Below are 26,332 nucleotides of genomic sequence, written 5' to 3' on the forward strand. Positions count from 1 at the left end.
AAGGCGTTTACGTAAAGTGAGCGCCTTTTTTTTGTTTGCAATTTAAATATATCGCTGATCCGATTAAACGCTCATGCCGATAAAGTCAAAATCGACATTAGGGGTTTCGCCTTGGATTAACAAACTAAGGGCTTTTGCAGAGCCGCAAGAGTGGGTCCAACCAAGCGTACCATGACCAGTATTGAGCCATAAATTATCAAAAGTCGCTGAAGCGTTATGACTGCCATGTTTGACTTGTCCGCAGTGTGCGCGACCAATAAGGGGCACGTTCGATGGGGTCATTGGGCGCAGTCCTGTCCAATATTGCACCGAGTTTGCGATAATACCTTTCGGAAATAATTGCTGCACGCGCCGAGTGATGGCTTCACAGCGCGTGGCATTTAAGTCTAGGTTATAGCCATTAAATTCAGCTGTACCAGCGACTCGCAATTTGTCACCCAGTCGTGAAGTGACCAGCTTAAATTCATCATCAATTAGACTAACAAAAGGCGCTAAATGCGGTGCACGTGGATTCACCGTATAGGTAGCCGAATAACCTTTTGCTGGAAATATTGGCGCGTGTATCCCCAAAGGTTTTAGTAGAGGTACGCTATAGCTGCCAAGCGCGACCACATGACTATCAGCCGTGAAAGTCTGCGCGTTTTCGCCTTTTGGACGGATAGTCATACTATGTACATGCGGACGGGCAGAGTCAGCATCAGCATTGAGTGCCAAAATCTCGGTATCATATAAAAACTGTACGCCAGCATCGATACAGCGCTGCGCCAAGCGCTGGGTAAACAGGTGCGCATTGCCAGACTCATCACGGCTGGTATAGGTTGCTCCAGTGAGCTTATGCGCAATTGGGTAAAGCGCTGGTTCTAAGTTGACGGCATTATTGATATCAATCACATGGCGCTCACAACCAAGCGCTTGCATGCGTTCAGTGGGTTCGATAGCCGCATCAAACTCTGCCTGATTGGTATAAAAATGCATGATACCGCGTGTTTGCTGCTCGTAGTTGATACCAATATCCGCGCGCAGCTGTTGTAGGGTATCTCTTGAATATAGACCTAAGCGCACCATTTGCACTAGATTGGCATCGGCTCTATCAGCGCGGCACTCTTGCAAAAACTGCATGGCCCATTTGAGCTGCGCTTTATCCGCACGCAAGCGATACAGTAGCGGAGCATCCTCTTTAAACAGCCACTTGAGCGCTTTCATCGGGGTCGCAGGATTGGCCCAAGGCGTGGCATGTGAAACAGATATTTGACCGCCGTTGGCAAATGACGTCTGCATACCTGCCGCCGGTTCGCGCTCAATCACGGTCACATCATAGCCTGCCTGACGTAGATACCATGCGGTGGTCACGCCCACCACGCCTGCTCCGAGTACCGCAATATGTGTCATAGGATTCTCTATGCTCATGTTAGTCATGACAGTCGCGCTGTATTGAACGACCATCACCTTTACTGCGTCGCTTGCCTGATTCGATGTGCTTTTATTTCGGGCGCGCAACATCTACTTGTAGTGCAGCTGGCAAGTCCAATATGCTCAAATCGCTTTCTGCCAATTGTTCAGGACGCGCCACGACCAAAGCGGTAAAGCCCTCATAATTTTTCATTGCATTGACCACTTGGATTTTATCAATCTTGTCACCTGCGTTTGGTGTCTCACCAGTGCCTTTTACATAGTGCAAAAATGCTTTGGGTGCAGATTTAAAGTAGATGCGAGCGATGACTTCTTGGCCCAAGTAGCAGCCTTTATCATAGTCCATGCCGCCGCGCTGATGTAGACGCAGCTCTTGCGGTTGGAACTCTCCTTGAGTCGTAGCTACAATCCAATAATTACCAGTAGCTAAGCTGCATGCCATCCAAGCCTGCGTATCCTCAGCAGTATTATGGTCGTCTTTATGGCTAAAAGTTGGCTCATCTGCTAACACACAAGGATAAATCGCTGCTGGTGCACTGGTCTCAAATTTAGAAAACGCCCCGTACTTATTAAGATGCGCCTGCAAAGACTCAGCACAGTCGCTACTGATGACCACATCATAATGTTTCTCTGCTTGTTTTTTGATCCAGATACCGAACTCAATACGACCTTTTAAGTTACCGATGGCGGCGGCCTGATAGCTCAGCCCGAGCTTGGTAACGTCACAAGTCAATTGCCCTTGCAAGAATTTTTCGGCATCTTCGCCTTGGATAGTTAATTGCGAAAACTGCGGTACAGCTGATAAATTTGAAGACTGAGTCATTGTTATTATCCTTCTGATGAGAGCTTACTTATTAATATATAGGGTAAATCGAAGTGATAAAAAATTATATGGGTGCTTTTATCATTGACAGCATCTGTGCACATAAATCTAAATGAGGCTAAGAAGAGTACCACAAAAAACCCTGCCATAAAAAACGTCATTACTAAGTGATGGGTTAAGCGTTAAATTGGGCATAGCGTTTGATTTTCAAGCTTACAAATTGGTTAAAGATGGTGAGTTACGGTACAATATCAGCTCTACAATTAACCTAATGTACGATGGCTGCCGAGGAAATAATGAGCTTACCAAATTGCCCTAAATGTGATGCTGAATATACGTATGAAGATGGTGCGTTACTGGTATGTCCTATGTGTGCTCATGAATGGACGGCGGCTGAGACTGATGCAGCGCAAGCTGAAGACCAAGACGCAGTTATTCGTGATGCTGTTGGCAATGAGCTACAGGACGGCGATGCGGTGACGGTTATTAAAGACCTAAAAGTCAAAGGCTCTTCAATCGTGATTAAAGTAGGAACGAAAGCGAAAAGCATACGTCTGTTGCCAGATGCTACTGACGGTCATGATATCGACTGTAAACTTGATGGCTACGGACCAATGAAGCTTAAGTCTTCTGTGGTCAAAAAAGCTTAAATTGTAAAAACTTCTTGAAAGATTCGATAATAAACAAATATAAAGCAGACGTTTAATTACAAAACATTGTCGTTATAAATGTCGCTATAAGTAGAGAATAATTATGAGTACTAAAAACGAACAGCTCTTTGCACAAGCACGTAAACATATCCCAGGTGGTGTTAACTCACCGGTTCGCGCCTTTGCAGGAGTTGGTGGGACGCCAATCTTTATGCACCGTGCTAATGGTAGCAAAATTTATGACACCGAAGACAATGCTTATATTGACTATGTTGGCTCGTGGGGCCCAATGATTTTGGGTCATGCGCACCCAAAAGTCATCGATGCGGTAAAAAAAGCGGCTGATGATGGTCTAAGCTTTGGTACGCCCACACCGTTCGAGACGACAGTTGCAGATAAAATTTGCGAAATCGTACCAAGCGTTGAGATGATTCGTATGACCAGTTCTGGTACAGAAGCGACCATGAGTGCGATTCGCTTGGCACGTGGTTATACTCAGCGTGACAAAATCGTTAAGTTCGAAGGTTGCTACCATGGGCATTCAGACAGCTTGTTGGTAAAAGCTGGCTCTGGCATGCTTGATATTGGTGAGCCAACGTCGAAAGGCGTGCCAGCAGACTTTGCTAAGCATACCATTACGATTCCTTATAATGATCCGCAAGCGATTAAGGACTGCTTTGAGAAATGGGGTGAAGAAATTGCCTGCGTTATCTTAGAGCCTATCGCTGGCAACATGAACATGGTTATCCCAACACAAGAGTTTCATGATACGTTGCGCGCAGAATGTACAGCCAATGGCGCAGTATTGATTTTTGATGAAGTGATGACGGGCTTCCGTGTTGGTCTTGGCGGTGCGCAAGCCCATTTTGGTATTGACCCAGACTTGACCTGTTTCGGTAAAATCATCGGTGCTGGCTTACCCGTTGGTGCTTTCGGTGGTAAAAAAGAAGTCATGTCTTGCATCGCGCCACTTGGCGGTGTCTATCAAGCTGGCACGTTATCAGGCAATCCACTAGCGATGCGCGCTGGCATTGCCATGTTTGAAGACTTAACTGCAGAAGGTTTCTACGACGAGTTAGCAGCAAAAGTTGATCGTCTAGTAGACGGTTTCCAAGCAGCAGCTGACAAACATGGTATTCATCTACGTACCAATAAGCTTGGCGGTATGTTTGGCATGTTCTTTGTCAAAGACGGTGCAACCGAAACGCCAAAGAACTTCGATGACGTGACAGAGTGCGATATGGACGTATTCAATACTTTCTTCCACGGTATGCTAGATCGCGGTATTTACTTGGCACCATCAGCTTATGAAGCAGGCTTTATGTCTATCAAGCATAGCGACGAAGATATTGATGCGTCAATCAATGCGGCTGATGAGATATTTGCAGAAATGGCAAAAGCATAGTTTAGCCATGTAAGTTATTAGCTAACTAAAAAGTTAAAGCTTAAAAAACCAGCGAGATCATCCTGTGATCTTTGCTGGTTTTTTTGTTTATCGATATCTTATTTATAATCGTATTGGGAATAATATAAAGTATTTTCGAAGATTGTTTGTATAGACATTAGCGTGACTGATGCTTATACAGTTCTTGCCTGCGCGTCCGAAAAACAGACAACAAGTTATGATATTCTGAGGTAAACCCAGACAATTAAGCAAGGATGCAAACGAATGAGTATCATTACTTCTAGCAATACCGCGCCACTATGGCAAGCCACTTACGACCAATACGGCCTAGACAATCATTTGGATGTATTGGAAGGTAAGCACAACCTAATTGACTTACTGCAACCAAAGATTGAACAGCATAGTGAATTGCCAGCTTTTAGTATGGGTGCGGCGTCGCTCACTTTTGGACAGTTAAACATTGCCAGTCGACGTTTCGCTGCTTTTTTACAAGCGCAAGGTATTGAGAAAGGCGACCGCATTGCGGTACAACTGCCAAATATCCTGCAGTATGCCGTGGTGCTATTAGGTTGCCTACGTGCAGGTGTGGTATTGGTCAATGTCAATCCCATGTATACCCAATATGAATTGGCACATCAGCTCACTGACGCTCAAGCCTGTGGTCTAATTGTGCTAGATGGTATGAGCACTGCTTATGAGCAATTAGATGACACAGTCAAAGCGCAGTTGAAATGGGTGGTCAGATGTTCCATTGATCCTAGCATTGCTGATAACGACATTGCCTTGCTCAGTCAAATTGGCACAGCACAATCTGCGAACACAGATGAGCAAACACATTCCTCGACCGAATTATCAAATGAATCATCACAGCACAACATAATGTTTGCACATATTATGCAGGCCTATGGTGCAGAAGCGTTCAAAACAGTTACGATTGAACGTGAAGATTTGGCGCTACTGCAATATACAGGCGGTACGACTGGCAAGCCAAAAGGCGCCATGCTAACTCATTATAATGTCATGGCCAATGTCTGCCAGTGCTATGCGATGTTTGGTAAAACGATTGAAGCCAATCGTAGCGAGCAGATTAAAATACTTAATCCCTTACCGCTTTATCATATTTTTTCGTTTACGGTCTGCAGCTTGCTAGGTCTTTATGGCGGCTGGGAAGATATATTGGTCACCAATCCACGTGATATCGATGGTTTAGTGAATACCATTGAACAGCACCGACCTCATGTTATCCCTTCAGTGAATACATTATTCATTGGCATGCTGCATCATCCAAAATTCGCTAGTCTAGATTTTAGTCGTTTAGCCTTATCTATCGGTGGCGGCACAGCGATTATTAAAGCGGTCTCTGATCAATGGCAGCAAGTGACAGGTATGATTATTAGCGAAGGCTATGGAATGTCTGAGACGGCGCCTGTTATTTCTTTCAATCCGTCTGGCATTACAGAGTTCAATGGCAGCGTTGGACTGCCATTGGCTTTGACAGATATCCATATCATTGATGAGAATGGGAATACGTGCCCAGTAGGTACAAGGGGTGAGGTCTGTATCAAAGGGCCTCAGGTCATGCGCGGTTATTGGCAGCGAGACAATGCAGATACTTTTACCCCAAATGGCTACTTTAGATCAGGTGATATCGGCGTTATGAATGATGAGGGGTTTTTGACACTCGTCGACCGTAAAAAGGACATGATACTGGTATCAGGATTTAACGTATATCCCAATGAAGTAGAGGCTGCGCTGACTGAACATCCCAAAGTGCTCGAAGTCGCTGTAGTCGGGGTGGCAGATGACCATAGCGGGGAAGTGCCAAAAGCGTTTGTGGTCAAAAAAGACGCGGATCTCACCGTAGAGGAGCTAAAAGACTTTGCAAGCAAGCGTTTAACTGGTTATAAGCGTCCACAGTCCTATGAGTTTATCGATGAGCTACCTAAGACTGCTGTTGGCAAAATATTACGCAAATCCTTACGATAAGAAATGTGTCGTTTCGCTTATAGAAATTAGCTGACATCAATGAAGCTATCAATATAATTGAAAACTGGGCCGCTAAAAATAGTAGCCCAGTTTTTTTGTCACTTAATTTATATGACGACTAAACGTTATCGTGCTTTATCAAACTTACGATCTCTCAAGCTCAGATTACCTCGTAGCACATCGCTATACATACGAAAATCGCTGACAAAGCTTTTCAATGGAAACTTAAAAGAAGCAGGCTTATTCTTTTCAAAGAAAAAATGTCCAACCCATGCGCAGGCATATCCAGCGGCAATGCCCTTTACCAAAGGCTTAGCTGAGCCAGTTTTGACAGACTTTGCCAGTCCTAATAAGCCAAAGCTACTGCCTGCGAAATGTAGGCGGCGACAGGCCATGTTTTGATGCTCATCTAAGTAAAAATCATAAAATGCCTGTTTGGGCAAATTTTCAGTTTTTACCATGTCTTTTTTAGCGCTACTAATAGGGGTTTCAGTATTTTGGGTAGCGTCTTTTGTAGTGGTCTGATTCATTTGACTAGCTTCCTTGCTGGTGAGGTTGATAACTATTAATTGCAGATGGTTTTTAACCGATTAGTTGGTGGCTTTTGAAGTAAATTGTACGGATAAAAATTCTGTAAATAACGGTTTTTTATCATGATATTGATAGCTTTCAATGTAGCAAACCGATATGCGTAACACAAGCGCTAGATGCTGAGCCGATACCTGTCAGTTTATAAGGTGGTCGTCGATATCCCTGCTACAACTTTGCATTGCTTGCGAGTGTTTGGCATAAATGCTTTAATGACAAAATTGCCCTGATTTTTGTGGTTATGACTTTTTTCTATACATGTGATTTTATAACTATATAGCACGTGATTTTGGTAAACTATCCACTCTCTCTAACACGGTGACGACTTGTCCTATGCCTATTGACTACCTTACGAATCCGCCAATTGGCGATGATGAAATGATGGCAGCCATCGATATTGGTTCCAACAGTTTCCATTTAGCTATTGCTCGTCTTGACCATGGGGAAGTGCGAAAAGTAGTCTCGATGTCTGAAAAGGTACAGCTCGCCGCCGGTCTGGACGAAAATAATATTCTAAGCGCAGCTGCCGAGCAGCGTGGTCTTGATTGTTTAAGCCGCTTTGTGGCGCGCTTGGATTCAGTACCGCCAGAGCGTATTCGTGTGGTGGCGACCAATGCATTGCGTCAAGCCAAAAACGCCAACGATTTTATTTCCCGTGCCAATAAAATCCTGCCAAAGCCTATTGAGATTATTGCGGGCCGCGAAGAGGCGCGATTGATTTATTTGGGCGTCTCGCATACCAACGAGAGTAGTGATAAACGCTTGGTTATGGATATTGGCGGCGGTTCGACAGAGTTCATTATTGGTCAAAATTTCGATCCATTGTTGACTGAAAGTTTACAAATGGGCTGTGTTTCTTTTACCCAAAAATTCTTCGCGGACGGCCTGATTACTAAAGAAGCTTTTAATAGTGCCATTTCAGGTGCACGTAAAGAAGTCTTAGCGATTAACGGTCGTTATCAAAAGACAGGCTGGAGTAGCGTAGTCGGCTCAAGCGGTACAATCAAAGCGGTGCGTAATGTTTTAGTATCAAAAGGTTGGGCCGATGAGCAAGAACGCATTACTTACAAAGGTGTCAAAAAATTAGAGAAATTGCTGATTAAGATTGGCAATATCGATGATATCGAGTTAGAAGGCGTCAAAGAACATCGTAAAGCTGTATTTCCTGCTGGCGTGGCAGTATTGCGCGCGGTGATGAAAGTGCTGGGTGTTGAGACCATTACCTACTCAGATGGTGCATTACGCGAAGGCGTTATGTACGATATGCTCGGACGCTTTGCTAGTGAAGATGTGCGTGACCGCAGTGTGCTTGCGTTAATCAAGCGTTACTCAGGGGACAAAAAGCAAGCCAAGCAAGTGGTAAAAACCAGTCGCCATTTATTCGAACAAGTAAAAGACAAGCTTGCGCTGTCCAATGATGATTGCGACTTGCTCAGACGTGCTGCTTTCTTGCATGAGATAGGGCTAGCAATCAGTCACAGTAGTTATCACAAGCATAGCGCATATTTGCTGGAGTATTCTGATATTCCAGGGTTTTCGCAAGTCGATCAAAAACGCATGGCACAGTTGATGCTTAACCATCGTCGCAAGCTCAAAGCCGATATGCTAGAGCAGACTTGTCAGATTGGTGGTGATCAGTTGGTTTATCTTTGTTTACTGTTGCGCCTCGCCGTACTGGCACATCATAGCCGCAGTGATTACGCGCTACCAGAGCTAGAACTAAAGGTAGTCGCTGAAAACAGTTGGCAAATCACCTTAGCGGATAGCAGTGAGCATTACGCATTCTTGCTGGCTGATTTGCGTACTGAAATTGACCAGTTTGCCAAATGGGGCGTACAGCTTAATGTGATTGAAGCTCAAGAGGCTGAGACTCAAGAGATTGAGCAGTTACCATTGTAAGTATTGAGTTAAAGACTAACGTAACAAAAGCGGCGTTGTCGATAATGTCATGCCATTTAAGATGTGCTACTATAGCTTCTATTGAGTTTACAACTGTACTTTCATTATCTGAATACGGATAACGATATTATTCTTAAACATAAATACATTAAGTATAAATATTAAAGGGAAGCGTCTATGAGCACTGTCTGGGATAGTGTGCAGCTTGCACGACACGCCAAGCGTCCATTATTTATGGACTATGTTAATCAGCTTTTTACCGAATTTGACGAGTTGCATGGCGACCGTGCTTTTGCCGATGACAAAGCCATTTTAGGTGGTCTTGCGCGTTTTGATGGTCAGCCTGTGATGGTGATTGGTCAGCATCGTGGTCGTAGCACCCGTGAGCGTATTGCTCATAATTTTGGTATGGCCAATCCTGAAGGCTATCGTAAAGTGATTCGTTTGGTCAAAATGGCCGAGCGCTTTAACATTCCGGTGATGACCTTTGTGGATACTCAAGGTGCTTATCCTGGTATTGGTGCAGAAGAGCGCGGACAAGCGCAAGCGATTGCAGAAAGCATCGCTGTATTTTCTAGCCTTAAAGTGCCTGTGATTGTGACTATCATTGGTGAAGGCGGCTCAGGCGGCGCGTTGGCAATTGGTGTTGGTGATAAAGTAAATATGCTACAAAACAGCATTTACTCAGTGATTTCGCCAGAAGGCTGTGCTTCTATCCTATGGAAAACCGCTGAAAAAGCACAAGACGCTAGTGAAGCATTGAAATTAAATGCAATCAACCTTTACCAAATGGGTTTGATTGACGCTGTCATCGAAGAGGGCGAAGGCGCACATGTGCAGCCACAACCTGTGATGAATGCGCTAAAAGCACTGATTACTGAGCAGCTTGATGAGATTAAAGATTTAGATCCTCAAGAGCGTTGTGAGCTACGTTATGAAAAGCTAAAGTCTTTTAACTCAGAAGTGATGTTGCCTGCTTAATTAATTGTTATGGCGCCTTCATTGCGAAGTCGCTATTATTAATGATAGGTTTTTCATATTAGAGTTTGAGTCTTAATGCTAAAATAAAAACGTGTCATTTAATGGCGCGTTTTTTTTTGGCTGTTATTATATGAAGCATCTAAAATAACGAAAAATAAGGCTGACTATGACCAGCAGCGCAATCATCTCACATCCTATTAAATCAATTGCCAATTTGCCAGTTGATAAGACACTAGCAACCGCATTATTGAGCAGTATGTCTGAGTATAATGATCAGCTGCATGGTCGTCGCCTTTGGCTGGCATGTAGTGGTGGGCGTGATTCATTGGCACTTGCGGCGCTGTGTGTGCAGCTCTATCGACAAGGTAAGTTGCCATGTTTGCCGCAGCTTTTACATGTCGATCATGGCTTACAATCGGATAGTCAGTACTGGGCCAAGCATGTTGCCAATTGGGCGCAAGCGCAGCAGATACCTTGTAGCATTTTACAGACACAAGTAAATGGACATGATGAGCAAGCTGCGCGACAAGCACGCTATAATGTTATGCGAGCACATATCAATAAAAGTGATGTTTTGCTACTGGGCCACCATGCTGACGACCAAGCTGAAACGGTGTTAATACGGCTCATTCAAGGCGCTGGAGTCAATGGTCTTTCTGGTATGCAGCCATGGCGAGTGCAAACGCAGGGCGCACAGCGCAATATTTTGTGGCGACCTTGGCTCACGATACGACGAGCCACTATTAGCGCCTACGCCAAGCGCTTAGAGTTGCCTTATATAGATGATCCTACTAATGACAGCGGCGACAATGTACGTAGTGGACTACGCCGTGACATCATGCCAATACTGGCTACGTACAATCCTAATGTCATCGATAATATTGCTCGCAGTGCACAGCTGTTAAGTGATGCACAGGAAACAATCAATGCTCAAGCTATGCAGGATATGCAGCAGACGGAAAGTACAGACCTGCAACTTTTACCCGCACAGCGCGTGCTGAATATCGATGCGTTGCAAAAGCTACCCATGTATCGTCAGCGGCAATTATTACATTATTGGCTCGGTCAAGATGAGCCACTACCACCTGCTAAGCAACTCGTCGATGATGTGCTAACTCTCAGCCTACGTGATGACCAAGACCATCAGACAGAACTGTTTTGGCAAGGTCGTAAGGCGTCTTATACCATTCGCCGCTATCGTCAGCAGCTCTATCGTATGAGCAGCGAGTGGCTGTCTTGGCTGAAGCTACCACTGACCGAGCAGGTGCTGCCACTATCTAGCCTGAGTTTGTCTAAGAATAATTCAGCTGATAATAGCTTCGAATTAGTCACCTTGTGCAGCAGTAATGACTACATTTGGCAGTTGCAAGTAAAGCCAGGTGCGCTGGTACGATTGTTAGATAATAGTGTGGACGGTATAGCACAGCAGGCAGTGTTAAAAATTGCGCCGTTAGGCCGTAAACAGCGGTTGAAAACTGAGATGGCTGCGCGCCCACAAGCAGGCAAAAAACTGTATCAAACGCTTGGGATTCCATTATGGCTACGAGAAAGCCTGACGGTAGTCAGCATCACCCTTATAAAAAAATTTGAAAATGGAAGCGACATTCAAACTGATATTCCTCTACTACTAGCATCGCCATTTGAGAGTTGGCTCTTGAGTTCTGAGCAGACAGATAGCGATGCTAAAAGCAATCAATTAGCCGAGCACATCAAAAGTGAGCTTAGACTAGAATAGAAAGCGTCAAAAGTTTAATATCCGTTGGCTGACTCATTGATTTTTATCAGGTTGATGTCAGGCGTGACATTTTGAATTTATCAAACGGTGATAGTGGCAGTATGATAAACTGAGTGTCGTTTTACATATCAGTATGTTAAGTTGAATACCTTTGAATTTTGTGACTAGGAGACAAGTATGTCGGTATTAGATAATAAAAAAATCAGTTTTATTGGTGGCGGAAACATGGCACAAGCGCTCATTAGCGGGCTTGTGGGTTGCGGCATCAAACCAAATCTAATCACGGTCGCCGATCCTAGCAGCGATGCACGTGAGCAATTAGCCGCCAAAGGTCTAAATACTGTTGATCCAATGGCTGATCCAAAATCTGCTGTGATCGGTGCAGATATCGTGGTGCTAGCAGTCAAACCACAAATGATGAAAGTAGTGGTAAGTGCTTTTGCAGATGTGCTAGATAATCAGTTGGTCATTTCAGTGGCAGCAGGTTTATCGACTGATCTTTTATCAAACATGTTGGGCGGCTATAGCAATATCGTCCGTGCAATGCCAAACACGCCTTCTATGATTCAAATGGGTGCGACCGGCCTCTACGGTACAGACAATATCTCAGCGGAACAGAAGCAGCTAGCAACAGCCGTTATGGAAGCATCAGGTTTGGTCATGTGGGTCGATGATGAAGAGCATATGCATGCGGTCACAGCCGTATCAGGTTCAGCGCCAGCGTATATGTTTTACTTTATCGAATCGATGGTCGATGGAGCAGTTGCATTAGGGTTAGATAAAGAACAAGCCTCAGCGCTTGCTATGCAGACCATGTTAGGTGCTGCAAAAATGGCGATGAATAGTGATGATGCACCAGCTGAGTTACGCCGTAAAGTTACTTCACCGAACGGTACTACTCAGGCAGCGGTTGAGTCAATGCAAGCCAATGAGATTGGTCGTCAAATCAGCGAGGCCATGCAAGCTTGCTATGATCGTAGCCAAGCGTTAAGTGAAGAGATGAGTAAGTAAACACTGACAAGGTGTGCTGTGAGTCACCACTGACGACACATTTATGTAATCATCAGCATCTGATAATGACATTTGTCATCCTAGAATCTGTTAATAATGTCACATTGAGTAGCACTTCATGAACAACATGTTATTTCAAATTTTTGATTTGGTCACCACATTCGCTATGATGCTGGTGTTTATTCGTTTTATGTTGCAGTTTGCAGGAATGGATGCAAGCAATCCGATGATTGCACCTGCTTATAAAGCAACGCATATCGTCGATGTATTCGGGCGTATTTTTCCGACTGTTGCACAGGGTCGTATTAGCATTGCTGCTATCGTGCTAATGTTTTTGATTCGTCTAATCGACATCTCTGGAAAGGCCGCATTGACGCATAAAGGTATTGCGCCTGTACCGCTATTCTTTACGGGTACCACTAGCTTATTGTTAGACTTTTTACGCATGTGTCGCTATCTAGTGATTGGTTCTATTATCGTTAGCTGGATTGTGGTGTTTACCAGATCTGAGCATCCGATTATTGGCATTATCATTAATTTGGCTGAGCCTATTTTAGCCCCTTTTCGTCGTATCACGCCGAATTTAGGTATGCTCGACTTATCGCCAATGGTGGCTTTCTTAGCGTTCTATTTGCTGGAGATATTCATCGGTGGTTTGGCCGCGAGTGTGTTGCCAACCTTGGGTTAAACCTAATTAAATGTAAAAACTGTCATAAAAAAGGCGTTCTATAAAAATATAGAGCGCCTTTTTTGCGTCTGCTATTTAGGTAAGCTATGGCTTGTTAGATATGCTAAAAACGAACAAAGCGATTTGGTATTAATTGAGCTTGAGTGTCATCAGGATACGGTGCATCAGCTGCCCGCAATGTCTGGGTAATCCAACTATCTGCCGCTTGTACAGCATCGATGAGAGCATCGCCCATTGCCAAGCGTCCAGCGATAAAGCTGGCGAGTGAACATCCTGAGCCATGGAACTCGCCGTCTAAGCGCGGCAAAGTACTTTTATGGACCATTTTCCCCTGTATATATAAGTACTGCTCGATATCACCACTATCAAAATCATGTGAAGTTTTTACGAGTACAGCATGAGCGCCTTGAGCACATAGCTTTTTCGCACCAATATGCAAGTCTTGCTCACCGCTAAGCGCTCGTAGTTCATGAGTGTTTGGGGTGACTAAAGTGGCGTAGGGCAGCAATTGTCTAAAGGCGCTAACCAGTGTTTTCTCATCGCCCAAGCTACCACCGCTATTTGCGACTAGTACAGGGTCTAAGACAAATGGCGTATCATTATCGATAATTTGATCAGCAAATAATTCGGTCAACATTGCGATATTATCAGTGGTACCGAGCATACCTGATTTGATAGCACTAACAGGTAAGTCATCAAGTACTGCAGTAGCTTGAGCTTTCACCAATGATGCCGCACAAGCCTCAAAGCCGAACACCTGCTGTGAGCTTTGGATAGTGACCGCCGTACACGCGATGGCTGCATGCGCCCCTGACTGTCCAATGGCCTCGATATCCGCTTGTAATCCAGCACCGCCTGAGGGATCTAATCCTGAAAAACACAGTACGACAGGTCGCATAATAGCTCCTTTTGAGATATTTTGAAATAAGTGACAAATACTATAGCCACCTACTACTAAAAAATCTATCATAGTCTTATGCTTGTGGATGAGGTATAAGACGGTAGAGTGAATAGGCCCAATATTAATAAGCAATTTAATAGTCATATCTAGCAGTAATATGCCATAATTTTCCGTATAAAAATGCAATATAAGTACTTGTATCTATAATTTTGATAAAAGCCGCATTAAATCTGTAGACAACGCTTGCAATTCGTTTTGGCTTTGTTATAATACTCGCCCACGACATGAGACGTATTGTTAGCATCAATACTATGTTTATAGATTTTTTATAAATGTCTTGAATCGTTAGGTGAAGTGGGTGAGTGGCTGAAACCAGTTCCCTGCTAAGGAACCATACGTGTAAGCGTATCGAGGGTTCGAATCCCTCCTTCACCGCCATTTATTCAGTTATTATTAGAGTAATAACGCAATATACTGCGTTAAACATTTTAATAATTAATTCAAAAAATAATTTGTTTTAATTAAAAAAGATGTTGACACAAGCGATATTATCTATATAATGACCAACCTAATTTACTGCAAAAGATATTATCTGCGCAGTGGATAAAGTGCAAAATACGCGCCTGTAGCTCAGTTGGATAGAGCACTTGGCTACGAACTAAGGGGTCGGGAGTTCGAATCTCTCCAGGCGCACCATTTGCATAATAGCTTAATACAAGCTGATAAAACATTAAAATAATCGCCTGTCTTATGACAATTGGCGGTTTTTTTATGTCTACAACTTTTACCTTTCTACTTATTTATTCTACGACCATCTTCTGTGTATAACATGATTGGATAGCCAGCTAATAATATTAAAGAGCCATCTACGATATTGGAGAGCCATCTATGATAGTGGATAGTCATCTAGGATAATGTACGATAGGCTAACCATTTACGGTACAATAGCGTTACTATTCACTGCTTGCTATGAGCTTGTACCATGTCAAAAAGTCCATCTAAACGTCCGTCAAAAACGACTCGCAAATCAAACCTTCAACCGAGTGCGCCTGTACAGCAAGATCCTAACGAAGAGCCAACCATCGCTAAGCCTATGACTCGTGTCGTGGCGATTCTCTATGACGGTATGCTGATTTTGGCGTTATTGTTTTTGGTAGGAACGATACTAACCGTCGTAGGTACGCTATTGACTATGGAGACGGGTACTGAATCCTCACAAGCTCAGTCACTGCCGCTCTGGTATCAGAATGCCATTATGACGCCATCATTTGTACTGACACTAGTGGCATTCTACGGAATATTTTGGCGCCGTGGTGGTCAGACATTGGGTATGCAGACGTGGCGGTTAAAAACGATCAATGATGCAGGTCAATGGTTAACGTGGGGACAGTCGTTTAAGCGTATTTTGGCCGCTTGTTTGATGCCGCTGATTTTCGGCATTATTGGCAGTCTTATTGATGGGTCACGCGCCGCCTTATTGGCCAGCGCGTTTCTTGGTTTGGTATTCAACTATGTGTTCTGTCTGTTTAACCCTCGCGGTCTGGCAGTACAAGATATGCTGTCCAACACCATCACCCTAAAGATGCCAAAAGTGGCACATGAAGGGTTATGGCGAGGTTTTAAAAATCGTAAGAAAAAACCGTAGTCTAATTTTATTGACGTAAAAACTTTCATTGACGTAGTAACTCTTATCGACGTAATAATTTAGTCGTGTCACTGCTCAATTGATTCAAGTTAAACAATTACATACTAACGCTTTGAATCAGCCATGCGGTGTAGCCCATAAAGAACAGTACCAATGTGGCACCTGACGTACGACCGAATTGTCGCTTTGTTTTAAAGGCAAATACGCACAGTGTCACTAGCAATATCGTCAAGACTCCCATCGCCATCACATCACGCGACAGAATCACTGGATCAGCAGCGATAGGAGCAATGACCGTTGCCAAGCCGACAACTGCCAAAGTATTAAAGATATTAGAGCCGATGATATTGCCGAGCGCCATATCATGTTCGCCTTTACGGGCTGCTGACAGGCTCGATACCAGTTCAGGGAGTGAGGTCCCAACTGCGACAATCGTTAGACCAATGATAAGCTCACTGAGCCCCCATAGTGTTGCTAACTCGACAGCACCCCAAACGATAGCGCGTGAGCTGGCTACGAGCATCAGCATACCGATAATTAAACTGACAAGACCACGCGTTACGCTTGGTTCTAGCTTTTCTAAGCTCTCTGAGTCATTTAAGTGCTCTAAGTTATTTGAGTGCGCTGAGTCAGCATTAGCCACGACTATATCGTCTTCGTGCTCATGATAGCCTTCGTGTATACTCATTATGATCTGTAGTCCTAAAACGGCGACCAACAAAATCAACAATACGATACCATCAGCTTGGCTTAACGTACCATCACGTAGCTGCCAAGCGGCGATGATAGTAATCAGTAGCAGCAAGGGTAAGTCGCGCTTTACGATGCCTCTACGGATGATAATAGGGCTAATCAATACAGTTGCACCAAGTACCAATGCGATGTTGATGATATTCGAGCCATAAGCGTTACCTAGAGCCAGCTCAGGGCTGCCTTCTATCGCTGCTAGTACTGATACCACCATCTCAGGCGCTGACGTGCCTATACCCAATATTAAGACACCAATTAAGAAGCTAGGCACACTAAACTTCTTTGCTAGTGCTGTCGCCCCATCAATAAAGACATCGGCACTCCAAACTAAAATTGCTAACCCAATCAGTATTGCAAGCGCGGCCAACCACATCGGTATGTTTCCTTGTATATGATGAAAAATGTGAATTTGATAAATAAAAGTGGCATAAAAAAAGCCGAATCTTGATTTAGATTCAGCTTTCCCTTTAGCATCGAGATTTTTAGTAATAATAGCAGCTAATTCAAAGATGTAACTTTGCGTTTATCTTAAATTTACCAAAACCTCACCATCCTGTCATATTAAGCAACTTGTACAGGAATAATATTTGCAGTGTCTTTTACGGTGTTGTCTTCGTTGCAATAGACCAGTTTTGGCTGATACGTTGACGCTTCAACTTCATCAAAGTGTGCATACGCACAAATGATAACGATATCGCCCAAGTCTGCCATATGCGCAGCAGCACCATTCAATGAGATAATACCAGAGCCTGCTTCAGCACGGATAGCATAGGTGCGAAAGCGCTTACCGTTGGTCACATTATAGATATCAATAGATTCATTTTCGCGTAGACCAGCAAGATCTAATAGATCACCGTCGATACCGCAAGAGCCTTCATAGTGAAGTTCAGCGTGGGTAACACGGGCACGGTGTAATTTGCATTTAAGCATATTAAGTAGCATAGGTTGGTTCCTTGGCGTAACTGATATTAATTAACTAAATCAAAAGGTTAATGGGGATAAAACTGTCAAAATAAAAGGTCATTATCATTGAATGACTATATTATTCTGGTAATTTAAAGCCATTAATTTGTGAACGTGCTTTTTCGACATCACCATCTAACAATAATGGGAGCGCTTCAAAAGCAGCTGTCAGCGCGCTATCAATCGCAATCTGCTCATCAGGAGATGCTTTAGAGAGAACGTGTCCACTAACTTTAGACTTGTGTCCAGGATGGCCGATACCCACACGCAGGCGATGAAAATCATTGCCAATATGCGGCGTGATATCACGTAGGCCATTGTGACCACCATGTCCACCGTCTGTTTTGAGTTTGATACTACCAGCTGGAATATCGAGCTCATCATGAGCAATCAACAATTCATCATTTTTGATGCCATAGAAATTTACCATAGGCACCACTGACTGACCAGATTTATTCATAAACGTCAGCGGCATAAGTAAACGCACATCAGACCCATGAATCTGTCCACGCCCTGTCACTCCATGAAATTTCTTATCAGGGGAGAGCGTGATATTAAACTGCTGAGCCAAATGATGGACAAACCAAAATCCTGCATTATGACGCGTAAACATATACTGCTGACCAGGATTACCAAGACCGACAATAAGCTTTATGGCCATAAAAACACCCTGCTTGAGTTTGATAAATAGGGGTAAGGTTTGAAGTACTGATAGACAGTTTATTTTCAAACCTTACTTACAAAAACAGCAGGAGATTTTAATCACCTGCTGTCTTATTGACTAAACGAATGTATCACTAACCAGCACAAAATAATGCACTAGTTAGAAATAGTATATTACTCGCTGTCTTTGTTTTCTTCAGTACCGTCGTTTTGCTCAGTTGCTGGTACTTCATCAGCATCAACGTCAGCATCAGCATCAACTTCTTCTACTGTTGGTGGCTGCATGTTAACGATAGTACGGTCATGGCCGTCTTCTAGCTCAAGCTCATGAATTACAACGCCTTCAGGAAGTTTGATGTCTGATAGACGGAACAAATCACCGATTTCCATGCCAGACACATCTACTTCTAGGTATTCAGGAAGTTGTGATGGTAAACAGATAACTTCGATATCAGATACTAGAGTAGATAGTACACCAGCAGCAGCAGTACCAGGCGCATCTTCACGACCAGTGAAATGAACAGGAACGTTCATGTGGATTTTCTGACCTTTTACAATGCGCTGGAAATCAGCATGCATTGGGAAGCCTTTAGCTGGATGGCGCTGCAAGTCTTTGATAACTGCTTGATGCTCTTCACCGTCAACGTTGATAGTCAAGATGTGTGAGAAAAACGCTTCGAATTCTAGTGATTTTACTAATTCGTTAAGCTTGATAGAGATAGCTGTTGGCTCTTCGTTACCACCATAGATGATAGCAGGAACTAGGTTCTGCTTACGTAGGCGGCGGCTCGCACCTTTACCTTGTAGTTCAGCAGCACGATCAACGGCGTTTAGTTCAAAATGATTAATGCTCATGGATATAATCCTATAAAAAAAATGATGAAGTGTCTGGTCATAAAAAAGTGGATTTGCGACCAATCCACTAATACGTGATGATAGCTAATATTATCGTTACGAATAAAACTCGTAATGTCTAAGCTTAGCCATTTGCTTATAGCAGCGCTCGCTACGATAATTACCATAACGATGGTTGCTGTTAAGCATGATCAGCACTTTTGATAGTGCTGGCCTAATAAAAACAACGAAAAGGTCAGCACAGGCGCGCATTATACGTGATTCTGTAGCAATAATAAAGACCTACGCAAAACGCCTACACAAAACAAAGCGCCAAGTAATGTTACTTGACGCTCTGTTTTTTAAGTATTTAAGATGTCTTACTACAGTGATTGCTACTAAAAATTACGGCAAAGACTGTTAAAAAAGCAGCTGTATCAAATTAAGCGTCAAACATCGCGCTAATAGATTCTTCGTTATTAATACGGCGTAAGCTTTCAGCAAGCATCGGTGCAATACTTACCTGACGGATTTTGCTACAGGCTTTGGCTTCAGCAGATAGTGGAATCGTATCGGTCACAACCACTTCATCCAATGCAGATTCGCTGATGTTTTTCAGTGCGTTGCCTGATAGGACAGGATGCGTGATGTAAGCCAAGACGCGACGGGCACCATTTTCTTTCAATGCTTCAGCTGCTTTACACAATGTACCTGCAGTATCGACCATATCATCCACGATAACGCAATCACGGTCACGAACATCACCAATGATATGCATTACTTGTGACTCATTGGCACGAGCACGGCGCTTATCAATAATTGCCATGTCGGTATCACCTAACTGCTTAGCCATCGCACGTGCACGAACCACGCCGCCTACGTCAGGTGAAACAACCATGATATTGTCATAGTCTTGTTTTTGTAAGTCGTTTAGCAATACAGGTGTGCCGTAGATGTTGTCTACAGGGATATCAAAGAAACCCTGAATCTGATCTGAGTGCAAATCAACAGTCATTACGCGATCGATACTGACAATGTTTAGCATGTCAGCGACCACTTTAGCCGAGATAGGTACACGAGCTGAGCGTGGACGACGATCCTGACGAGCATAACCAAAATACGGCATGACAGCTGTGATACGGCCAGCACTAGAGCGACGCAAGGCGTCAGCCATCATCATGATTTCCATCAAGTTGTCGTTGGTCGGTGCACAAGTAGGCTGCATGATAAACACATCTTTACCACGTACGTGTTCTTTGATTTCCACGGCAATTTCGCCATCAGAAAAACGCGTGATGTCAGCTTTACCAAGAGGTATGTGAAGATGATCGGCTACGGTTTTTGCTAATTCTGGGTGGGCATTACCCGTAAAAATCGCCAAATAAGGCATGACAGAAGTCCTATTGATTGACTCAAGCAGCGACCGCTAAGCAGTGTCAAACTGCTCAAATTAAGAAAAGAGTGGTGAAGGTGTTGAAGTATACTATTACAGTAAAAAATGGCAGGGGTAGCTGGACTCGAACCAACGGATGTCAGGATCAAAACCTGATGCCTTACCAACTTGGCTATACCCCTGTAATGTCTAGGCTATGAACAACCGATATATAATAGCGACTAAGTAGTCGTTCTTAACATGGTGTCATGACCTGTCAGTTATCTAAAAAACGGATAAACCGTTTAAAACATAACTTTTCCCTAGCGGTGTCCATTGCGAACTATACCGAAACTGGGATAACGTTGTCAATGACAATAAGATAAGTGGCTGTCTATAAACCGCTTATACTCGATGTATCTCTAACGCTTCGTACTAAAAAATGGCAGGGGTAGCTGGACTCGAACCAACGGATGTCAGGATCAAAACCTGATGCCTTACCAACTTGGCTATACCCCTATTTAGGCGACCTATTATAAGTAAATTTTCAGATTTTGCAAGTCATTTGCGGCTTTTTCTGGTATTTATTCATCATAGGTTACTGCTGGCGCTATTTTAGCAAATTAAAATAGGCAATCCTACCGTTGTCATTATTTAGATGATAAGAAATCTAAAGGTTATATGTGCTATTTTAAGTTTCCAACGATATACCCTGCACAAGGCGCATCTGCAATCCACTTCGCCACAAGTTTTTTGTTAGTAGCCACACTTGTATCTAGAGGTAAAAACACGGCACTACCAGAGCCAGTCATTCGTGCTGTGCTCAATGCTTGCGCTTCTAACCCCTGTAGATAACTTAAGGCATCTGCAACAGCAGGAGCGAGGCTCGTGACCACTGGGGTAAAGACATTATGATAGGGCGTAGTGAGCGTTTGTACATAGTCAGCGTATTGGTTTTGGATAGTTGCAACCGATAGGGGCGCGATATCTCGCTGTAGTTTGGAATGTGCAAACAGCTTGGCAGTATTTACATGAGCGTTAGGCGTCAGTACTAAATATTGCTGGTCAGGCAACTCAATCGTAGTCAGTTCTTCACCAATTCCCATGGCAATAGCGTCTTGGCCAAAGATAAATATCGGTACATCCGCACCTACAGTCGCGCCAATCTTTATAAGCTCATCACAAGTAAAATTAAGCTGCCAAATCTCATTGAGCACTAGCATAGTCGTTGCTGCATTAGATGAGCCACCACCCAACCCTGCGCCCATTGGCAAGTGCTTATCTAAAGCGATATGCACTTTTGCTAATTGCTCAGGTAAAGTGTTTGACTGTATGGCAAATGCTAGCAGTGCGCGCGCTGCTTTGAAGATTAAATTGTCTTCTATACTAATAGTGATAGCTTCTGCACCATCTAATATCAGTAGCTGATGACAGAATTGATTAGCACTTAATTCACTAGCTATAGTAGAAATCACAGCATCGTCGCTGACTGAAAAATGCAAGTAATCGCCCCAGTCGAGCAGGCGAAATACCGTTTGCAAATTATGATAGCCATCGGCACGTTTACCAGTGATGTGCAAAAACAGATTGAGTTTTGCAGGCGATAAACGAGTAATCATAGAAACAGATGGTTCGGCTATATTTTCAGTCATATTTTTTATCATAAGGTGCAGTTACAAACAGCTATCTTAATGAGCAATGATGGTTTTTAGCAGGCTTTCTGTTGTTAATAAAAGATGGATTAATGGTTAATCGTCATTACAACTTTGTTGCCTTGAGGCTGTACTGCACTAATTTTACTAGGTAACTTATCCGTACCTTTATAAGTAAAGCTGGCTGTCCACTCACCATTGACTGAGCTAACTAAGCGGCTCTGATCATCCAGTTGTGGTGCACTATCTGAAGGTGCTGGGCGACCAGAAATCCAATAAGGCATTTGTGAAATTGGTGCTTGCCAACCAGTGGCTTTCTTTAGCAAGGTTTCGGGGTCATCAGCAGTCAATGTACCTGTCTTTTCGCTAACTAAAGTAGCGGTCTGACCATTGTATTCAATGTTGGTTTTACCAATACCAAGTGCGCCAATCAGCTCAATGGCAAATCGGTCATTTTGCTGACCCCATGCATAAAATGCACTACCACCTTGAGTACCTGTCGAATCATTCGCAGGTGTCGTTACCCCAATCTTGCCCGTGATATTGAAGCTCTCTAGCTTTTTGGGTTGATCAGCGTTTTGACCTTGTACAGTGGTCGTTGGCTGGTTAGTTGCATTGGCTGTTTTTAATGACTGACAACCAGAGGTAATGACCATTGCTGCAGTTATAGCAGTAAACAGAGCCAGTTTATTTGGTTTATAAGAAGTGATCGATGCTGACATAATAGTTTCTCAAAATGGAAAGATGAACAAAGATATTAGCTTAAGCGTTATTTGTTGCTCGGTTATGCACGGCTGTTAGCTTCTTATAACGACCTTGTAATTTATAAATGCTTCGCTATTTATAAAAACCTTATCAATTCTCATATCTCTGTGGTTGCAAAGTCCAAAAATAATATCCAAAATCAGCGCTATTAATATAGCTGTATACGGTCATTGATATTGTGCTGTCCAAATGAGAAGCGCTGCTGCAAATCTGCGAGTAATACTTCAACTTTGTCATTGTTACCTAAGCCTTGATAGGCGCGCAATAACAGCGTGCCTGAGCGCAGAGTTGGCAGCACATCATAAGGTGTCTGTAGGTAGTCGATGACCTGCTGATAGTTCTCTTTGGCCAATGCATTGCCCGCCAAGACATTTAAGGCTTGCAGATGTAGGTCGTTATCATAACGTGGGTCATCATAGCGAATCTGAATAATTGCGGTAGCTAGCGCTAGACCTTGCTCTGAGCTGCGCTCATTTGCGAGTAGCAACTGTGCATAGCTTAACTGATAGGATAAGTTGCTAGGATCTAAAGCCTGCAAATGGTTGAGCAGGGTGCGCTTAACGACATAGTCTTCTTTATCATCCAAAAGCTGAGCCCGTGCAAAGAGTAGCATCTCATTATCAGGATATTTACGAGCGGCACGGGTCAGTAAGCGCAGAGCTTCATCAGATTCGTTTTGTTGCCACAAGATATCGGCCTGCATGACAAAAGTGTCAGGCGCGAATACTGTGAAGTCTTTGCGCAGCTTCTCTAACGTCGCAATTGCCCCATCGACGTCGTTATCGAGTAATTCAAACGCCACTACTTTTCTACGCGCTTCTAATACCAAATCCTCTTGCATGACGCCATTGAGATAGTATTTGGCTTGATCGAACAACTGCTGACGCTCAGCACTGATACCTAGATAATAGTAGGCTTGATCAAGATAAGCTGGACTCTTAGCAAGCATATTGAGTAGCTCATCAGCACTAGCGTACTCTTCAATATCCAAGCTCACTAAGGCTGCGAGCAGAGTAATCTCAGAATCATCACTGAAACGGCTATGCGCCTCAAGCAGTAACTTCCACGCTTGTTCGCTTTGCTTTAAATCTAATAGATAGCGAATCTCATATAGATATAAGCTTTTGCTATCAGGGTTACGTAGACGAGCTTGACTGACATAATTAATGACGGTTTCTGCGGTCACGATTTTACGCAATATATCCGCTTTTAACGTAATAAAGGGCACGTAGTCTGGCTGACGCTCTAGCGCTCGATTGATATGAACGATAGCGACTTCAGGTTCGTTAAACTGATAGAGTAAACCCGCTTTTAATACCGACAATGAGGCATTCTGCTCACTATCCAGTGGTTGTAATGCAGCAAGAAGCTCACGTTTGTCATCATCATTATTGGGGTAAATACCTATGAGAATTTCGCTTAAGTCTGCGCGTGGGTCGTAACGCAAGATGCGGTTTAAAGTTTCACCCGCTAATATATAGTCATGGGCGCGTAGGGCCAAATGCGCGACATAAAACCAAGCAGGTACGTGGTCAGGGTTTTGGTCTTGCCATGTCTTGGCAAACTGTAATGAGTCTTCAACCCTTTCATTACGCAAAGACAGGCTAAGCGCTCTCTCGAACACGGCTGTCGCATCTTCTTTAAAAGACTGTTGTTTATAAATAGAGACCGCGCGGCGTTTGTCATCGCGATCAGCAGCAAACTCAGCATCCAGTAGAGCGTACAAGCTTGGTTCACTCAGCTCAGGTTGCCATAAGCTGGCTGGTGCTAAGCCATTAATATTTTTTACGTTTTCTATAGTAAGAGTATCTTCATTATAAGGTGTATCAATCGCATCACTATCATCATTTGGTTTATCGGCAGTTACCTTATTGGCAGCTGATTTAGTATCGGTAGCAACGGATACGTTAGGAATTTTTGTTTCTAGCAATATATCGGGATGGCTAGCATGGACAGGGGCTGCCAAACACAGGCATACAGCTAGAGACAACGCTAGCTTATATCGTTGACACAGGCGCTCAATAGCGACATGCAATAAAGCACGGAAGCTAGAGTATTCGCTATAGGGATGTGGTGACCGAAGTAATGACCCAAAAAAAATCATAGATAGCCGTATTCGCCCATGGTTTACCTACACAGATAAGGCAAGTTTGTTTTAATCATTTTAAGTTAAATATTGGCAATATGTACCCATGACAAACATTATAAGAGTAGACCGATGAGATAAACAATAGCATCCGTGTTACTCAGATATTGGCAGGTCTGACTGTATGAATATGCTACTAGTAGCGAGTACGTTGCCAAATAACGATACTGAAGATGATTAAATATAGATATGTCTGTCGAACTGAATATTATAGAAATATAACAAGTTAAGATAGAGTAAGCGAATGATTTAACATTATATTATTGACCATAAGTTAAAACCCAGCTATTGATTTTATAAATCGTATGAGTAGTTGATTTGTTACATTTGCGACCAGATACAGAGATATGGTTATCATAGATGGGTGAGTGTTAATTAAAGCTTGCAATAATGATATAATAGGCGGTTTTTAGGGTCTTCCTTTTTAGCGCTGTCGTCAAAAACTGTCTTTTAAAAATAATAAGATAGCGTAAGGGGCAACTGAGCGTCATGTTTATGGTCTATCGATAATGAGATTAGTGGTCATTGGGGTCAATCACAAAACTGCACCAGTCGCTCTGCGAGAGCGCTTGGCGCTTGTGGGTGACGATGTAAATGTCGCACTCAAACAAATAGAAGCCTTTACTGATGGTAGCGTGATCGTCTCTACTTGTAACCGTACTGAAATCTATGCGCTAGTACCGCACACTTCAACGTCGCAGCACGTTAACGGCCAACTATCTGACTCACAATCATCCAATGTGCAAGATGTCAAAGCCGTAGGACAGTCATTCAATAATGCTTTTAGTAGTAGCATGAATATCTCGTCTGCTGCGATTAGTGCGCATATTACCAAAATCAAAACGTGGCTGGCTGACTTCAAGAAATTGCCACTCGTTGATATTGATCCTTATCTCTATGTACATCGTGATACTCATGCATTGACTCACTGGTTAAGAGTAGCGGCTGGTCTCGACTCTATGATACTGGGTGAGCCGCAGATTCTCGGTCAAATCAAAAACTCTGTGCATCTGGCTCAAGACCAAAAAGTACTCAGCAATCAGCTCGGTTGGATCATCGATCAAGTGTTCGCTGCCGCCAAACGAGTGCGTAATGAGACGCAGGTTGGCGCTCAGGCCGTATCACTTAGCTTTGCCGCAGCTAAACTGGTCACACAAATATTTGATGATTTACCCAGTCGTACGCTTTTGGTCGTTGCGGCAGGTGAGATGAATCGCTTGGTGGCCACCCATATCGCAGGGCTAGGGGTCGGACGAGTCATTATCTGTAACCGTAATCCCGAACGTGCCGAAGCATTAGCGGCTGAGCTACGTGGCCCTAATCGCCGCGTAGACGTTAGACCCTTACAGGAATTACCGCAAGTATTGGCAGAAGCCGATATCGTTAGTAGTTGTAGTGGCAGTATGGATTTGTTGATTGATAAGACAATGACCATACAAGCGCTAAAGCGTCGCCGTTATCAGCC

At 43.5% G+C, this 26,332-nt stretch carries 21 protein-coding genes, 4 tRNA genes and 1 pseudogene; 12 read left to right on the top strand and 14 right to left on the bottom strand.

The features are described from left to right. Window positions 1-63 precede the first annotated feature (63 nt). Both B2863_RS08265 and B2863_RS08270 read right to left on the bottom strand, forming a co-directional pair. Window positions 64-1,389: a D-amino acid dehydrogenase gene (locus B2863_RS08265; RefSeq protein WP_296209194.1), complete on the bottom strand. Its 1,326-nt coding sequence runs from the start codon at window positions 1,387-1,389 to the stop codon at window positions 64-66. 91 nt (window positions 1,390-1,480) lie between these two features. Further along, window positions 1,481-2,233, bottom strand: a complete 753-nt coding sequence (locus B2863_RS08270; RefSeq protein ID WP_296209197.1) for a YgfZ/GcvT domain-containing protein — start codon at window positions 2,231-2,233, stop codon at window positions 1,481-1,483. 296 nt (window positions 2,234-2,529) lie between these two features. On the opposite strand from B2863_RS08270, the gene B2863_RS08275 reads away from it, so the two are divergent. The 3 genes from B2863_RS08275 (at window position 2,530) to B2863_RS08285 (ending at window position 6,274) form a co-directional block, all read left to right on the top strand. Continuing rightward, complete coding sequence (locus B2863_RS08275) at window positions 2,530-2,883, top strand: zinc ribbon domain-containing protein YjdM (protein WP_057758016.1); 354 nt, start codon at window positions 2,530-2,532, stop codon at window positions 2,881-2,883. A 103-nt stretch (window positions 2,884-2,986) separates the two neighbouring features. Then, the gene (gene hemL / locus B2863_RS08280; RefSeq protein WP_296209201.1) at window positions 2,987-4,288 is read left to right on the top strand and encodes a glutamate-1-semialdehyde 2,1-aminomutase; all 1,302 of its coding nucleotides are present in this window, start codon (window positions 2,987-2,989) and stop codon (window positions 4,286-4,288) included. A 264-nt stretch (window positions 4,289-4,552) separates the two neighbouring features. Then, the gene (locus tag B2863_RS08285; protein WP_296209204.1) at window positions 4,553-6,274 is read left to right on the top strand and encodes an AMP-binding protein; all 1,722 of its coding nucleotides are present in this window, start codon (window positions 4,553-4,555) and stop codon (window positions 6,272-6,274) included. A gap of 125 nt (window positions 6,275-6,399) precedes the next feature. Here the strand turns inward: B2863_RS08285 and B2863_RS08290 are convergent, their stop codons facing one another. Beyond that, window positions 6,400-6,735, bottom strand: a complete 336-nt coding sequence (locus tag B2863_RS08290; RefSeq protein WP_296209804.1) for a DUF962 domain-containing protein — start codon at window positions 6,733-6,735, stop codon at window positions 6,400-6,402. A 460-nt stretch (window positions 6,736-7,195) separates the two neighbouring features. Between B2863_RS08290 and ppx the strand changes: the two genes are divergently transcribed. The 5 genes from ppx to B2863_RS08315 all read left to right on the top strand — a co-directional run bounded on the left by ppx (window position 7,196) and on the right by B2863_RS08315 (window position 13,176). Further along, entirely contained in the window at window positions 7,196-8,761 is a 1,566-nt protein-coding gene (gene ppx / locus B2863_RS08295; protein ID WP_296209207.1) for an exopolyphosphatase, read from the top strand. Window positions 8,762-8,938: 177 nt separating this feature from the next. Further along, window positions 8,939-9,742: an acetyl-CoA carboxylase carboxyltransferase subunit alpha gene (locus B2863_RS08300; RefSeq protein ID WP_102078709.1), complete on the top strand. Its 804-nt coding sequence runs from the start codon at window positions 8,939-8,941 to the stop codon at window positions 9,740-9,742. A gap of 166 nt (window positions 9,743-9,908) precedes the next feature. Then, window positions 9,909-11,477 (top strand): tRNA lysidine(34) synthetase TilS, encoded by a 1,569-nt coding sequence (gene tilS / locus B2863_RS08305; RefSeq protein ID WP_296209209.1) that lies wholly within the window; start codon window positions 9,909-9,911, stop codon window positions 11,475-11,477. Window positions 11,478-11,654: 177 nt separating this feature from the next. Further along, the gene (gene proC, locus B2863_RS08310) at window positions 11,655-12,488 is read left to right on the top strand and encodes a pyrroline-5-carboxylate reductase (RefSeq protein ID WP_296209212.1); all 834 of its coding nucleotides are present in this window, start codon (window positions 11,655-11,657) and stop codon (window positions 12,486-12,488) included. 127 nt (window positions 12,489-12,615) lie between these two features. Further along, window positions 12,616-13,176 (top strand): YggT family protein, encoded by a 561-nt coding sequence (locus B2863_RS08315; protein WP_224737825.1) that lies wholly within the window; start codon window positions 12,616-12,618, stop codon window positions 13,174-13,176. A gap of 103 nt (window positions 13,177-13,279) precedes the next feature. Here the strand turns inward: B2863_RS08315 and B2863_RS08320 are convergent, their stop codons facing one another. After that, window positions 13,280-14,074, bottom strand: coding sequence for a hydroxymethylpyrimidine/phosphomethylpyrimidine kinase (locus B2863_RS08320; protein ID WP_296209219.1), 795 nt, complete (start codon window positions 14,072-14,074; stop codon window positions 13,280-13,282). 351 nt (window positions 14,075-14,425) lie between these two features. On the opposite strand from B2863_RS08320, the gene B2863_RS08325 reads away from it, so the two are divergent. The 3 genes from B2863_RS08325 to B2863_RS08335 all read left to right on the top strand — a co-directional run bounded on the left by B2863_RS08325 (window position 14,426) and on the right by B2863_RS08335 (window position 15,722). Further along, window positions 14,426-14,515: transfer RNA gene (locus B2863_RS08325), tRNA-Ser, on the top strand. 181 nt (window positions 14,516-14,696) lie between these two features. Then, a tRNA-Arg gene (locus B2863_RS08330) sits at window positions 14,697-14,773 on the top strand. A 286-nt stretch (window positions 14,774-15,059) separates the two neighbouring features. Further along, window positions 15,060-15,722 carry an RDD family protein gene (locus tag B2863_RS08335; protein ID WP_296209221.1) on the top strand — a complete coding sequence of 221 codons (663 nt, stop codon included), beginning with the start codon at window positions 15,060-15,062 and terminating at the stop codon, window positions 15,720-15,722. A gap of 97 nt (window positions 15,723-15,819) precedes the next feature. Here B2863_RS08335 and B2863_RS08340 read toward each other — a convergent pair whose 3' ends face one another. The 10 genes from B2863_RS08340 to B2863_RS08385 form a co-directional block, all read right to left on the bottom strand. Beyond that, complete coding sequence (locus B2863_RS08340; RefSeq protein WP_296209224.1) at window positions 15,820-16,845, bottom strand: calcium/sodium antiporter; 1,026 nt, start codon at window positions 16,843-16,845, stop codon at window positions 15,820-15,822. 188 nt (window positions 16,846-17,033) lie between these two features. Next, window positions 17,034-17,414, bottom strand: a complete 381-nt coding sequence (gene panD / locus B2863_RS08345; RefSeq protein ID WP_010196068.1) for an aspartate 1-decarboxylase — start codon at window positions 17,412-17,414, stop codon at window positions 17,034-17,036. Window positions 17,415-17,514: 100 nt separating this feature from the next. Then, complete coding sequence (gene pth, locus B2863_RS08350; protein ID WP_101205142.1) at window positions 17,515-18,096, bottom strand: aminoacyl-tRNA hydrolase; 582 nt, start codon at window positions 18,094-18,096, stop codon at window positions 17,515-17,517. A gap of 176 nt (window positions 18,097-18,272) precedes the next feature. Next, complete coding sequence (locus B2863_RS08355) at window positions 18,273-18,953, bottom strand: 50S ribosomal protein L25/general stress protein Ctc (RefSeq protein ID WP_057758040.1); 681 nt, start codon at window positions 18,951-18,953, stop codon at window positions 18,273-18,275. 421 nt (window positions 18,954-19,374) lie between these two features. Then, entirely contained in the window at window positions 19,375-20,322 is a 948-nt protein-coding gene (locus tag B2863_RS08360) for a ribose-phosphate pyrophosphokinase (RefSeq protein ID WP_057758042.1), read from the bottom strand. Between the two features lie 109 nt (window positions 20,323-20,431). After that, window positions 20,432-20,507 (bottom strand) — tRNA-Gln (locus B2863_RS08365). A gap of 240 nt (window positions 20,508-20,747) precedes the next feature. After that, a tRNA-Gln gene (locus tag B2863_RS08370) sits at window positions 20,748-20,823 on the bottom strand. Between the two features lie 167 nt (window positions 20,824-20,990). After that, window positions 20,991-21,956 (bottom strand): 4-(cytidine 5'-diphospho)-2-C-methyl-D-erythritol kinase, encoded by a 966-nt coding sequence (ispE, locus tag B2863_RS08375; protein WP_296209227.1) that lies wholly within the window; start codon window positions 21,954-21,956, stop codon window positions 20,991-20,993. An 89-nt stretch (window positions 21,957-22,045) separates the two neighbouring features. Continuing rightward, window positions 22,046-22,678: a lipoprotein insertase outer membrane protein LolB gene (gene lolB / locus B2863_RS08380; protein ID WP_296209230.1), complete on the bottom strand. Its 633-nt coding sequence runs from the start codon at window positions 22,676-22,678 to the stop codon at window positions 22,046-22,048. A 191-nt stretch (window positions 22,679-22,869) separates the two neighbouring features. Then, on the bottom strand, window positions 22,870-24,825 hold the full coding sequence (locus tag B2863_RS08385; RefSeq protein WP_296209235.1) for a tetratricopeptide repeat protein: 1,956 nt from the start codon (window positions 24,823-24,825) through the stop codon (window positions 22,870-22,872). Window positions 24,826-25,436: 611 nt separating this feature from the next. Between B2863_RS08385 and B2863_RS08390 the strand changes: the two are divergent. Continuing rightward, window positions 25,437-26,332: pseudogene (locus tag B2863_RS08390) on the top strand (glutamyl-tRNA reductase); the annotation flags it as partial.

Origin of the sequence: Psychrobacter sp. UBA3480, assembly GCF_002377945.1 — a bacterium.
In the GTDB taxonomy this organism is placed as follows: domain Bacteria; phylum Pseudomonadota; class Gammaproteobacteria; order Pseudomonadales; family Moraxellaceae; genus Psychrobacter.